5 protein-coding genes are annotated in these 13,194 nt (G+C 72.9%); 3 read left to right on the top strand and 2 right to left on the bottom strand.

The features are described 5' to 3' along the window. Window positions 1-47: 47 nt before the first annotated feature. Window positions 48-6,053, bottom strand: a complete 6,006-nt coding sequence (locus ACIBR0_RS13965; RefSeq protein ID WP_396715486.1) for a DUF4011 domain-containing protein — start codon at window positions 6,051-6,053, stop codon at window positions 48-50. Window positions 6,054-6,193: 140 nt separating this feature from the next. Here ACIBR0_RS13965 and ACIBR0_RS13960 point away from each other — a divergent pair, with 140 nt between their 5' ends. From ACIBR0_RS13960 to ACIBR0_RS13950, 3 genes are read left to right on the top strand one after another with little or no spacing between them, the layout of a single operon-like run. Beyond that, window positions 6,194-8,119, top strand: coding sequence for a hypothetical protein (locus tag ACIBR0_RS13960; RefSeq protein ID WP_396715484.1), 1,926 nt, complete (start codon window positions 6,194-6,196; stop codon window positions 8,117-8,119). After that, the gene (locus tag ACIBR0_RS13955; RefSeq protein ID WP_396715482.1) at window positions 8,116-11,130 is read left to right on the top strand and encodes an ATP-binding protein; all 3,015 of its coding nucleotides are present in this window, start codon (window positions 8,116-8,118) and stop codon (window positions 11,128-11,130) included. Before ACIBR0_RS13960 ends, ACIBR0_RS13955 begins: the two co-directional genes overlap by 4 nt. Before the next feature lie 3 nt (window positions 11,131-11,133). After that, window positions 11,134-11,655 (top strand): hypothetical protein, encoded by a 522-nt coding sequence (locus tag ACIBR0_RS13950; protein ID WP_396715480.1) that lies wholly within the window; start codon window positions 11,134-11,136, stop codon window positions 11,653-11,655. Between the two features lie 66 nt (window positions 11,656-11,721). Here the strand turns inward: ACIBR0_RS13950 and ACIBR0_RS13945 are convergent, their stop codons facing one another. Next, entirely contained in the window at window positions 11,722-13,074 is a 1,353-nt protein-coding gene (locus ACIBR0_RS13945; RefSeq protein WP_396715478.1) for a protein kinase, read from the bottom strand. Window positions 13,075-13,194 lie beyond the last annotated feature (120 nt).

Below are 13,194 nucleotides of genomic sequence, written 5' to 3'. Positions count from 1 at the left end.
GCCGGGCAGGTTGGGCGGGCCGCCGGCCGCGGTAGTCCTGAGCCCGGTCAGCCGAGCGTGATGTCCCCCTGCTCGTCGTATCGGAGACGGCCGCTGGTGAGGGCGACGTGCAGCCCGTACCGGAGCATTTTGTCGATCTTGCCGGTGCGCCGCCGGTAGCCGAGGCGCTCCAGCCCGGCGCGCAGAAGGCGCTCCTCGTCCATCCGCGGCACGCCCTGCAGCACGTGCACGAACGCGTTGGCCACCTCCTCGGGTGGCACCTCCTCGAACGTCCGGTCGCTGCTCGCCTGCGTGACCCGGTACCCGCGGTACGTCTGCGGGTCCGTCCCCTCCGGCCAGGCGTACCGGCCCACGGTGGGGTGGTCGTAGAGCCGGCGGGCGTCGACGAGCGCGAGGACGGCGGCGCGCCGGTCCTCGCGGGTCCGGAGGAAGCCGAACCGGGCAAGGGCCAGGCGGGCGAGTCGGTGCTGCTCGATGGGCCCCTCCGCCGCGATGATCTCGCGCAGCGCCTCCCGGACCAGGCCGCGTACCCGCTGATCGGTGGCGAGCAGGTCAAGGTCACTCTGGTCGCCGAGCGGCGTCGCGGCGTACGGGACGAACGGGCTGACCATGATGCTGCCGGCAGCCGCCGACGGCGCGATCGCGACGGAACCTGGCGCGGGCGGGACGGCGAGGCCGGTGACGGGTGCCGCCGGGGCGTCGGCGGGGGGCTCGCGGTCCTCCGCGACTCGCGGCGGCGACAGCTCGGCGACCTCCGCGAAGCGCGGCTGCTCGACGTCCTCCGCAACCCGGGGGGACGGTAGCTCGACCTCGCCGGGGGGCGCGACAGCCTCCGCCTGTGCGGCGTCCGGCTCGACGATCTCCGGTGCCTCGGCCCGGGCGATCGACTCGTCGACCCGGTCGAGCAGCGCCGACCGGTCGTGGATCCACGCCGGAAGCCAGAACCGCACGACCTCCGGCCAGCCCATGATCGTGCGGAGCAGCGCGGGCGCCGAGTCGCGGTCGGCCACCGTGGGCCGGGCACTCCACTCGGGACCGTCCAGCATCACGGCCACCTGCCACCGCGGCGAGCCCGGCCGGCGTACCGCGATGTCCACGGTGAAGTCGGACAGGCCGTGCGAGGTACGGACCTCGAGGCCGCGGTCGCGCAGCGCCGCGGCGACCTCGTCGCGGATGCGGTTGCGTCGTTCGGTGCGGTCGGTGGCGAGGTCACCCAGGCGGTCCGCGCCCGCGGCGGCCATCTCGCAGTACGCGCGCAGGTGCTGGGTGCCGACGGCGGAGGTACGGGACAGGTCGATGTCCGACGGGTCGAAGGAGGAGAACAGCACGACCTGCCGGCGGGCCCGGGTGATGGCCACGTTGAGCCGCCGCTCGCCACCGGCCTGGCTGAGCGGGCCGAAGTTCAGCGGGAGCTGGCCGGTCTCCGGGCTGGTGGAGAACGCCAGCGAGAACAGGACGACGTCCCGCTCGTCGCCCTGCACGTTCTCCAGGTTCTTGACGAAGATCGGCTCCCCGACGGCAGCAGAGAGGTGTTCCCGGATGATCGGATCGGCGCTGTCCTCCAGCAGATTGAGGATGAGGTCGCGCTGCTGGATGTTGAACGTGACCACGCCGATGGACTGGCCGGCGGTGGCCGGGTCGTGCAGGCGCCGGGTGATGTCCGCGAGGATCGCCTGCGCCTCCACCTCGTTGGTGCGCGAGCCACCCCGGTCGTACTGGCCGTCGACCCGTCGCCAGGTGATGCCGGCGGAGCTGCCGGCGCCGGGCGACGGCAGGCTGGAGAGCTTGTTGTCGTAGTAGTAGCGGTTGGAGAAGGCGATGAGCGACTCGTCGTGGCTGCGGTAGTGCCACGACAGCCACCGCTGCGGCAGCCCCGACTCGACGGATTCGCTCAGGATGCTCTCCAGGTCCTCCAGCACCGGGCCGTCGACCTCGTCGACGTCGTCCGCCGTGTGGCTGGCCTGCATGAAGGTGGACGGCGGCATCTGCCGGGAGTCGCCGACGACCACCACGGCACCACCCCGGCCCATCGCGCCGATCGCCTCGGCGACGCGGATCTGCGACGCCTCGTCGAAGATGACCAGGTCGAACCGTTGGCTCCCGGGAGCCAGGAAGTTCGCCGCCGAGGCGGGACTGACCAGGACGCACGGCGTCAACGCCAGGACGGCGTCCGGGTACTGCTCGAACAGCTCCCGGAAGGATTGGCCGCCCCGCTTGCGGCGCAGTTCCGCGGCGAAGTCGGCGAAGCGGCCCCGCCGGTCGGTCGGGCTGAACGGGCGGCGGCGGACCAGCACCGAGGGCAGGCGCTCGGGCAGGGCGGACCGCAGCTCACCGGCGGCCGTCTCGAACTGGGCGATCTCGTCGTCGTGCAGTTCCGGGTCGAAGTACTGCAGGCCGCCGGCCCGGACCCGCTCGCCGAGGGACGCCGCCGCGACTCCCCGGCGGTAGACCTCCTCGGCGAGCTGGGCGGTCACCTCGGCGCGGAGCAGCCGGTCCCGGTAGTCGACGAGACCGGCGGAGGCGAGCACGTCGGCGTGGGTGAGGACGGTCGCCCAGCGCCGCAACGGGAACAGCTCCTCGGTACGGAGGTCGTGCAGCCACGTCGCGCCGTCCCGCTGCCAGGCGTCGACCCAGTCGGTGCCACCGGACCACAGGGCGAGTTCGGGCGCAGCCGAGCGCAGCACCCCGCGCCAGGCGCGCCACCGCGAGGCGACCCGGTCCAGGAGGGCGGCGTCGACCTCGGTGGCTCCACCGTGGAGCAGGTCCCAGGCCTGCGGGTGGCGGGCGAGCAGCGTCCGGCCGGTCCGGGTCGCCTCGACCGCCTCGGCCAACCGTTCACGGGCGTCGGGGTCGGTGGGCCGCCACGCCGGCATCCGCAGTCCGCCCAACGCGACCGCGTGCTGGTGGAGCGTGGCGGCCTGCGCCTGGGCGGCGACCAGACGTCCGGTGGTCACCTCGACCCGCTCGACGTCGACCTGCGTGCCGGTGATCAGATGCACGGCCAGTTTGTCGACGACGGCCTGCCGCCGCTTGCGCTTGCCGAACAGCTTCCTGGCCGCCTCCTGCGCCTCGGCGTGCCAGGCGGCCAGCTCGGGGCGGGCGAAGACGTCCGGCCGGAAGGTGGCGAGCTCACCGGCGAACCCCTGGTGGAAGGCGGCCAGGTCGGCCTGGAGCCGGGCCACCGCCTCGTCCCACCGCCGGTCGCCGGCACGCAGGGTCGTCTCCCGGTCCGGGAGCCGTCCGCGTACGGCGAGCCAGGCACCGGCCTGCAGCTCGGTGACCGTCTCCGGGGCGGGAAGCGTGCGCAGCAGGTCGACCAGGTGGGGGTGGGCGGCGAGGTCGGCGCGGAGGTGTTCGAGGTCGGCGGCGATCTCGGTGACGGCCGCCGCGTGCAGCCCGTCGAGGGTGCGGCATCCGCTGAGCGCCCAGGGGTGCTCGGGCCGGATCCGCGCCGAGCGTGCGGCGGCCGGGAACTCCCGCAACGTCGTCTCCACCCGCGTGCGCACCTCGGCGGCTGCGTGCAGGTAGCTCACCGGGATCGGGGCGACCGGGCCGTCGGCGTACGCGAGGACCTGCTCGTAGGCCGACCAGAGCGACATTCCGACTCCGTTGGCGGTGTGGACCTGCGCCGGGTACTCCACCAGCGGCGCCAGCCGCGTGCGGTAGGCCGTCTCGACGGCCGTCCAGTCGCCGTCGCCGCCCGGGTCGTACTGGTCGAGGGCGTCGCGGAGCTGCTGGCGGATCGCGTTGAGGGACTGCTTGCGGCCGTGCAGGTCGAGGGCGAACGGTCCGAGGCCGATCTGCTTGAGGCGGCGCTTCACGACCTCCAGTGCGGCCTGTTTCTCGGCGACGAACAGCACCGACCGGCCGGCGGTGACCGCCCGGGCGATCATGTTGGTGATGGTCTGCGACTTGCCGGTGCCGGGCGGGCCCTCCAGGACGAAGGACTGGCCGCGCTCGGCCATCACGATCGCCTGCATCTGGGAGCCGTCGGCGGGGATCGGCAGGTGCAGCTCCGCCTCCTCGACGACGACCTCGGACTCGTGGTCCGGGCGGGCCGGGTCGTCGAAGGTGGCGCCGGAGGACTCGACCAGGTGCCGGACGACGGGGTTCTCCAGGAAGCGGGGCCAGTGGTCGCCGAGGTCCCGCCACATCTGGAAGGTGGAGAACTGCAGCAGCCGCAGGCTGGCGGTCTCGTCGATGCGGTAGTTCAGCCGGTTGTCGACCAGCCCGGTGTTGATGGCGGCGAGGGTCTTCGCGACGTCGATCCCGGCCTCGTCGAGGACCGGTCGCTCCAGCTCGGGGATCCGTACGGCGTGCTTCACCCGCAGCCACTCGATCAGGCAGTGGTTGGGGCTGGCGACCTCGGTGCCGTCGATGACCATCGCGTACGGGCGGCGGCCGGTGCCACCCTCGATCCGCACCGGCAGCAGGAACAGCGGCGCGTACGCCTCTCCCCCGGTGGTCCTGGTGTGCACCAGCGTGCCGATGGTCAGGTAGAGGTAGTTGCTGCCGGTCTCCTGCTCCATCGTGCGCGCCTCGCGCTGCAGCGCCCGCATGACGGTCTTGTAGCGGGCCTCGGTGACGGCGCCGTAGACCCGGCGGTCGGTCCGCAGCTCCCGGGTCAGGATCTCGGCGTCGAGGTCCTGCGCCCGGCGCGCACCGGCCAGCTCGTGGACGTGGCTGATGTCGTCCTGCGGAATGACCTGCACCTGACGGCCGTCGTGGATGAGGTCGTCGAGCAGGGCCAGCGCACCGGCCGGCACGTGCAGGTCCAGGCCGCGACCCCGCTTGGGCAGGTTGAGCAGGGGGTTGCGCAGACTCAGGTCGAGCAGGGACTTCTTCCACTGCTGGATGCGCGCCGGTGAGCCGTCGGACTGGTGCGGCACCTCGTCGCCCTCGTCGGCGAGCTGGCGCAGCCTGGCCGCGGCGACACCGGGGGGAAGGCCGAGGGACGCGGCCTCAGCGTCGGTGTCGGTGGTCGTCTGGGCCTCGACGGGCGCGACCAGCTCGTCGGCCGACGGCAGCGGCCGGATCCCGGAGCGGTGGGCCAGGTGGACGTCCACGACGCCCTGCAGGCGGTGGCCCTCGCCGCGGAAGTGGCCGAGACCGACCCGTACCGCCTCGGTGAAGGTCGCGGTCTGCGCCCCCGGCCCGATCCGGGTCAGCTCGACCGGCACTGCCCGGCCCGAGTCGACCATCGAGATCAGCAGGTTGGTCTCGGTGACGGCGGCGGAGCCGAGCCGCTCCTCCTCGAGCAGGAAGCCGCCGAAGGCGTGCCCCTCGCTGATGAACACGAGTGGGTGCAGGCCCGCCGCCTCCAGGCACGCCGCGTACGTGACGGACAGGTCGAGGCAGTTGCCGAGCCGCCCGTCCAGCACGGCGGCCGTCGTCCGTACCTTCTGGCCGCTGTTCTCGAACGACGCCGGCAGGGTCTGGTACGTGATCTGGAGCTGGCGCAGCGCCTCGTACACGGCGCCGGCGATCAGCGCCGCCCGCTCCGAGCCCTCCTGGTAGCCCTGTAGCGAGCCGGAACCGGTCCGCGCGAGCAGGATCGGCGCCGCCGACCGCAGCACCGCCTCCACCGCCCGGGTGTTCGGCTGCACGAAGGCGGCCAGGCTGTCGTAGAGGGCCGGGCTGTTGAACCACTCGTTGTGCGCCAACACTCTCGACGGGGCGACCAGCGTCAGCGGCTTGCCACCCGCCTCGACCGTCAGGCGGTAGTCGACCGGGAATGCCTCGTCGGTGCGGTACAGCAGGCCACCGTCGGGCGTGACGTCCCGGAAGTCGTCCCAGCCGGTGCTCGTGCCGGGCCGCAGCGGCGCGGTGAGCGTACGCGTCCACGGCTCGGTGAGCGCGCCGTCCGGCCCGCGCAGTTCGAGCGTCAGCGTCACGCCCGCCAGCGGTTCCGTACCCCGGTTGACCAGCGTGAGGTGGCGGACCAGCGGCACCCGGTTGTGCACCAGGGCGGCGTTGATCGCCGGCTGCACGAGCAACGCGACGGCGAGCTGGTCGTCGTCGGCGGTGAACTGCGCGAAGACGCTGTCGGACATGGGGTTTCTCCAGGTGGCGAGGCCAGGAAGGGCCAGCCTAGCGGTCACCCGAGTGACGGCCGGGTCCCAGGACTATGGATATCGGATCACCCGTTTGGGATACTCCTCTTGATCGATGTTTCCCCGCGCCGGGCGGTGTGATGAGCGATTCCACGGACGGATCCAGATATCTGGACTTTCTCCATGTCGAGGGGGAACGCCTCGGGTGGATCTTCCGCGACCGCAACCTCTACTGCTACGACTTTCCCCTGCCGTACCCGACCCTCGAACCGGTTCGGGACGAGGTGTTCTTCGACGCCGCGACGGCGAAGGTGGACAAGTGGCGCCGCATGCGGCGCTGGGTGGGCATCGGCTTCGGCGTGACGGTGGTCCTCCTCTGCCTCGGACTGGTTGGCAAGGGGCCCACCAACCTGATCGTCATTCTCGGCATCGGGCTCCTGGTGATGGTGGGAGGCGCCTGGCTGAGCTGGTCCAACAGTCGCGCGATGGAGGAGGGGCCGGCGCGGGAGCGCGAGAGGCAGTTGCGCCGCTACGAGGCGTTGTGTGCGTGGTGGGAGGAGCGCCGCGAGCAGTTCGACGCCGCGGAGCGGGAGCGGGTCAGCGGGTATCTCGAATGGGGGGCCGCGCTCCTACCGCCGTCCACCCGCCGGGTCGACATCGTCGGCGGCAGCGTCTGGGGCTGGGAGGCGCTGCTGACCGTGATGGGGGCCTCGATGCTGCGGACCAGGGGTGCGATGACCCTCGTCGACTTCTCCGGCGAGGCCGTCTGCCACGAACTGGTCTGGCTGGCCAGGGCGGTCTCCGTCGACGTCACCGCCGTTCGCCTGCCCGACCGGATGGGCGAGACCACGCTGCTGTCCGGGATCGACGGACGGGGCCTGGTCGACAGCCTGGTCGAGGCGATGCACGGCGACGCCCCCGCCGGCCGGCGGGCCGACCGCGCCCAGGACGACCGCATCCTGTCGACCGTCTGCCGGGCGCTCGGCGAGGACGTCACGATCCACCGGATCGCCGCGGCGATCAGCGTCCTGCTTGACGAGCCAGGCGACTTTCCGGAGCTGAGCGGGGCCGAGCGGGAGCACATCACCGACTCGCTCTTCTCCGACGAGTTCCGGCGCCAGGTCCACCCGAACCTGCGGCGGATCGAGTCCCACCTGTACCCGCTGCGCGAGCTGCTCGCCGCGCCCGACCCGGGACACCCCCGGCACGATCTGGGGCAACCCGGGTTGACCTGCCTCGTCTACGAGAACGCCGCGCACAACGTCCGGGAGGAGTTGCTCAAGGACCTGGTGTTCCAGGGCTTGATCCAGCGGCTCACCTCGCCCGAGCCGTTCGCCGGCCCGTTGGTCATCGCCGGCGCGGACGACCTGAGCCACCGGCACATCGAGCGGCTGACCGACCTGTGCGTACGGCGCGGGGTGCGACTGGTGTTGATGTTCCGGCACCTGCGGGACTCGGCGGTCCGCGCCGTCGGCGCGGACGTGGTCGCGTTCATGCGCCTGAGCAACCACGAGGAGGCCGCGCGAGCGGCCGACTTCATCGGCCGGCAGCACACCGTCGTTCTCAGCCAGCTCACTCGTACGCTCGGCGGCAGCCAGACGCATTCGCAGGGCAACAGCCTCGGATTCTCGGACCAGACCAGCGGTGCCCTGTGGCAGAAGCGCACCAGCGTCGGCCGGAGCTGGACCCACACCAGGACGGTGGCCGACAGCCTGAACTGGAACGACTCCCACAGCGAGCAACGCGTGTACGAGTACGTGGTCGAACCACGCACCCTCCAGGATCTGCCCGACTATGCGTTGATCGAGGTCACCCAGGGCACCGGGAGCCTGTCGGTACGCAGTGTGGAGTGCAACCCGGACATCGTCTCCCTCCCCCGGGTCACCACCGGTCCCCTGCCGGACCTGCCGCTCCCGGACCGGGCAGAGGCGGCGGCCCACCTGTTCGACGAGCCGGGCACGCCGTCACGGAACCTGCCCGGACAGCCGCGCCCCGACCACGACTACGACTATGACGACGGCGAGTCCGAGTGGGCCGAGGAGCACTACCCGGAGGGCTGGCGGTGACGCTTCCGGCCCATCCGCGCCCGGACGTACGCGGCTGGCTGGACCACGTGACGGCGTACCGGATCGTGGAGCTGCCCCGGACGCCCCCGATGGTGGACCAGGCACGCGGTGATCCGGGGCGACGGCAGCGGCTGGCCGCCCTCGTCGCGGCGTACCACGCGGCTGCCGCGGCCGGTGGCGGCGGCCGCGTCGTCGTCGGCTGGTGTCGGCCGGACGAGCGGAGCGGCGTGCACGTGTTCACCGGCGGCGGTGCCGAGGCCGCGGGTACCGCCGCGGGCGCCGGTGCCACCGGTCGGCACCGGTCCGGCCTCTTCGCCGGCTCGGTCGGCCTGGCCTACCCGGCCGGAGGCTTGACCGCGATGCTCGACGCGCTCCCCTGCTGGACGCGGATCGCCGGGATGACCGACGGCCTGGTCGAGGAGCACGACGGCCGGGATCGAACCACCGACCTGCGCCCCCGGCTCGACGAGTGCCTGCTCGGCGTCTGGCAGGGCGCCTTCGCCTGGCTGCTGCTCGCCGACCCGGTCCCCGCTGGCGAGGTCGCGGAGGAGGCCCGGCGGCTCGCCGCTCAGGAACGCGACGCCAAGGCCCGCGGCTCGTCGCCCACCCAGGCGGTGCGCGCCCTGCGGCTCGAGCGCCGGCACCGGGAACTGGCCGCCGCCGAGACGCTCGGGTGGTGGCGGATCGAGCTGTTGGCCGCCGGTACGACGCCGGGGGCCGCCGCGGCCGTGGCGGGCCTGCTCTGCGCATCGGTCGACCTGCACGGTGTGCCGTACGCCCTGGCGCCCACCCGAGCCTCCGGCGACCTGGCCGGCCTGCTCGGGCGGGCCGAACCGGCCATCGGCGGATCGGCACGGTCCCCGGGGCCGCCGCCCGTGGTGCCGGGTGGCTCGTTCCTCGGCAGCTCGTCGCTGCTCGCCGCGTTGGCGGTCCCACCGACGGAGGAGACGCCCGGAGTGCGCCTGACCGTCCGGTCGGAGTTCGACGTCACCCCGGAGACCACCGCCGTCGAGGTAACCCGACCCGCGACCGCACGCGCGGGGGATGACGTCCGCGCTGAGTCGGTGGCGATCGGTGTCGTGCTCGACCGGCACGGCAACGTCGGCAACGAGTTGCGGGTGCCGACGAGCAGTCTCAACCGGCACACCTTCGTCTGCGGCGCGACCGGGGCGGGCAAGTCGCAGACCGTGCGGTACCTGCTTGAACAGGCCACCGCGGTGGGGCTTCCCTGGCTGGTGATCGAACCGGCCAAGGCGGAGTACCGGCGGATGGCCAACCGGCTGCCGGGGGCGAGCGTCGTCGCGGTTCGCCCCGGCGAGGGTGGGGCGCCGCCCGCGGGGTTCAACCCGCTGCGGCCGGTCCCCGGATTCCCGCTGCAGACCCACGCGGATCTCGTTCGCGCCCTGTTCCTCGCCGCCTTCGACGCGGACGAGCCCTTCCCCCAGGTGCTCGGCACCGCCCTGGCCCGTTCGTACGAGCAGCTCGGGTGGGATCTGACCCTGGGTGAGCCGCGGCGGCCCGGACACCGGCCGCGCTACCCGACGCTGGGCGACCTGCAACAGGTGGCGGAGCAGGTGGTGGACCAGATCGGGTACGGCCGTGAGGTCGCCGACAACGTGCGCGGATTCATCCGGGTCAGGCTGGCCAGCCTGCGGTTGGGTACGACGGGCAGATTCTTCGAGGGCGGCCACCCCATCGACGTCGGGCGCCTGCTGGACTCGAACGTGGTCTTCGAGATCGAGGACGTCGGTGACGACCGGGACAAGGCGTTCCTCATGGGGGCCCTGCTCATCCAGCTGACCGAGCACCTGCGGGTGCGGGTACGCCGGGCGGACTCCCCCGGCGAGGTGACGCTGCGGCACCTGAGCGTGTTCGAGGAGGCGCACCGGCTGCTGCGGCGTACCGACCGCCCCGGCCCGGCCGCGCACGCGGTGGAATTGTTCGCCGGGCTGCTGGCGGAGATCCGCGCGTACGGGGAGGGCCTGGTGATCGCCGAGCAGATCCCGGAGAAGCTCGCCCCGGACGTCGTCAAGAACACCGCGGTGAAGGTCATCCACCGGTTGCCCGCGAAGGATGACCGGGACGTCGTCGGCGCGACGGTCAACCTCACCGACCGTCAGTCGGAGTTCGTGGTGACGCTTCCGCCCGGCGTCGGTGCGGTCTTCACCGACGGCATGGACCACCCGGTACTCGTACGCGTGCCGGACGGCACCGATCGTGAGACGGCCACGCCGGCCGTCACCGCGGACCCGTCGACGATCATCGGCCGTCGCAGCGCGGGCTGCGGCGCTGCCTGCCTGGCCCAGCCCTGCACGCTGCGGGACATGCGCCGGGCGCAACTGCTGCTGGCGGACCTGCCCTGGTTGGGGCTCTGGGGCGAACTGGCGGTCCTCGGGCACCTCACCGGCTGGCCCACCCCGGCCCTCCGCGCGGACCTGATCCAGGTCCTGCACATGATGCCGGTACGGCTGCGCGAGTGCGCCCTGTCGCACGCGGTCGACGGTGCGGTCGCCTCGCGGTCCGCGCAGCTGTCGAACCGGTGCGACCCCGACGAGCTCGCGAAGCACGTCGTCGACTCGCTGCACTGGACGGCGTTCGGCGGCGGGCACTGCGCGGAGCAGGAGACCGACTTCCTCGCGTACCGGTACCGCTGGGCTGTGCTGCGCGACGAGCTACGGGCCGAGGCGGCCGGAGCGGCGGCCGGAGCCGGACGTTCCGCGCGGAGCATCGAGTGGGCACGGCGATACGGTGTGAAGATTCCCGGCTGTACCGTGACCGAGCAGTTCGCCGCCGTCTCGACGTTGTTCGACACCGACCAGCAGGACCGGGTCGCCTGCCGGGTCGTGGCCTTCGGGTTCCGCACGCCGTCGGTGGTCGAGACGGCCGTGGGGGTGGGATACGACACGCCGTCCTGGCCGGACCGGCTCGCCGAGGCCGTCGACACCCATTTCGCCGCCTGTCGATGGCCGATGCGGGTCCTCCTCGCCGGGCGATACGCCGGGAAGGTCTGACGAATGGGCCCACGCTGGGACGATCCGCTGCACGGCGCCGAGAGGCCGGACGACGACGATCGCCGCTCCGAGGGCGCCGCCGAACAGGGCGAGGACCGCGACCGGGCGGAAGGGACGCTTGAGAAGGGCGATCGGCCGGACGCCGGAGATCCGGACACGCGGGCGGAGACGGCCGGGACGCTGGACCGGGCCGAGGAGAGCGCGGCGACCGCCGACGCGTCGCTGCGGGAGCGGCTGTTGGCTGGGGCGCAGCGCGGGGCCGGTCTCGTGGGGGCAGGCTTTGTCGGGATCGGCAGCTTCCTCGGTTTGCAGGAGACGGACGACAGGCCGCTCGTACAGGCCGTGGAAAAGACCGCGGAGGCCATCGGAGAAGCGGCCGCGGCCACCCAGGAAAGGAAGGAGAACGAGGACGCGGCGGAGGAGCCCAACCGGGGTGTCGACCCGCATGAGCAACTGCAGCCGGACCGGGATGGCGACCATCCCCCGGCCGAAGGGCTCCACGCGGACGCCGCAGACGAGGACTGAGCGAACCGCGTGCCGGCCGGCTGCCCTCGCCGCACCCGGGACGATCGCGATCGTTGCGCAGCCCGGTCAGGGAGTAGCCGCTGCCGTCGGTGACGACGACGGTGATCGGCTGTCCGCGTCACCGGTCGGCTCCGGCGTCGGTTCGGTCGCCGGTTCGGTCGCCGGTGCCGTCGTCGGTGCGGTCGGTTCGGCAGAGGGGCGGACCGTGGCTGACGGCGTCGCACCGGATCCGGCGCTCGTCGGTCCCGAGGCGGTTTCGGAGGAGCGGGCGGCGGGGGTGGTGACGGCCGGATCAGGCCGCGCGCTCCGCGCGCCGCTGGGAGCGTTCGCCGGGTCGCCCCGGCCCGGGTCCTGCGGGGAAGGGACAGCGGAGGACGACGGCCCGCCGGATGGACCGGGCGACCACCCGGTTCGATCAGCGAACACCACGGCAGCCGCCGCGGTGGCCAGAAGGGCGAGCACGACGCCGGTGATTCCACGCCACGCGCCGATCCCTCGGCCGGGCCGGCGAGGCGACTCCGCTGACCGGACCTCGGCACGGGCGGGCACCGCCGGAGCCACCGCCGCGAGCGCCGGGACCGTCGGCGATTCCGACGAGCCGGCGACCGCCTCCCCGGTGGCGGCCATGGCGGCGGCGGTCGGGTACCGACGATCGGGCTCCTTGGCCATCGCGGTGGCGACCAGGTCGCGTACGGCCGTCGGGACGTCGTCGGGCAGCGGGGACGGCTCCTCGTCGAGGCGGCGCAGGGCCACGGCGACCGGGTTCTCGCCAGGAAACGGCGGATGGCCGGCGAGGCAGTGATAGGCCACCGCCCCCAGGGCATAGATGTCGGCGGCCGGGGTCGCCTTCTCGGACAGTTGCTCGGGCGCCATGTACAGGACGGTGCCCACGACCTGGTTCGCCGCGGTCAAGCTCGTCGCCTCCGGGGAGAGCGCGATACCGAAGTCGACGAGAACGACGTGTCCATCCGGCTCGACGATCAGGTTGCCCGGCTTAACGTCACGGTGGACCACGCCGACGTCGTGCGCGGCCTGCAGGGCGCGGGCGGTCTGCACCACGATCGACAGCGTCTCGGCGGTACCCAGCCGACCCCGCTCGGCGATGCGCTCCGACAACGGCTGGCCCTGCACGTACGCCATCACGATGTAGGCGAGCCCGGACGCCCCGGGCAGGGGCGCTTCGCCGTAGTCGTAGACCTCCGCGACACCCGGATGCCGCAACGCGGCCATGGCCCGCGCCTCGCGCCGGAAACGCTCACCGGCGCTGGCCTCCTCGATGAACCGCGTGCGCAGCATCTTGACGGCCACGGTCCGGTTCAACGTCTCGTCGACGGCTCGCCACACCTCGCCCATGCCGCCGGCCGCGATCCGATCGGCCAGGCGGTAGCGCTCTCCGATCAGGTCCCCTACGTCTGGCATCCGATTCCCGTACCCCGGGCGCCTGTCTCCTACGCCCCGGCCGCTACCGGCTGCCGGTTCCGGCGGTGCTGTCCGGAGATGCGTCACCTGGCCGTTCCCCGTGCGGTCGGCGGGTGCGCC

This window comes from Micromonospora sp. NPDC049497 (assembly GCF_044465805.1).
GTDB lineage: Bacteria > Actinomycetota > Actinomycetes > Mycobacteriales > Micromonosporaceae > Micromonospora.
Note: the sequence above shows the minus strand (reverse complement) of the source record. Positions and strands in the feature narration are given on the sequence as shown.

Coding starts and splice junctions, on each gene's coding strand:
- ACIBR0_RS13965 (WP_396715486.1), bottom strand. CDS start 6,053: ATGTCCGACAGCGTCTTCGCGCAGTTCACCGCCGACGACGACCAGCTC.
- ACIBR0_RS13960 (WP_396715484.1), top strand. CDS start 6,194: ATGAGCGATTCCACGGACGGATCCAGATATCTGGACTTTCTCCATGTC.
- ACIBR0_RS13950 (WP_396715480.1), top strand. CDS start 11,134: ATGGGCCCACGCTGGGACGATCCGCTGCACGGCGCCGAGAGGCCGGAC.
- ACIBR0_RS13945 (WP_396715478.1), bottom strand. CDS start 13,074: ATGCCAGACGTAGGGGACCTGATCGGAGAGCGCTACCGCCTGGCCGAT.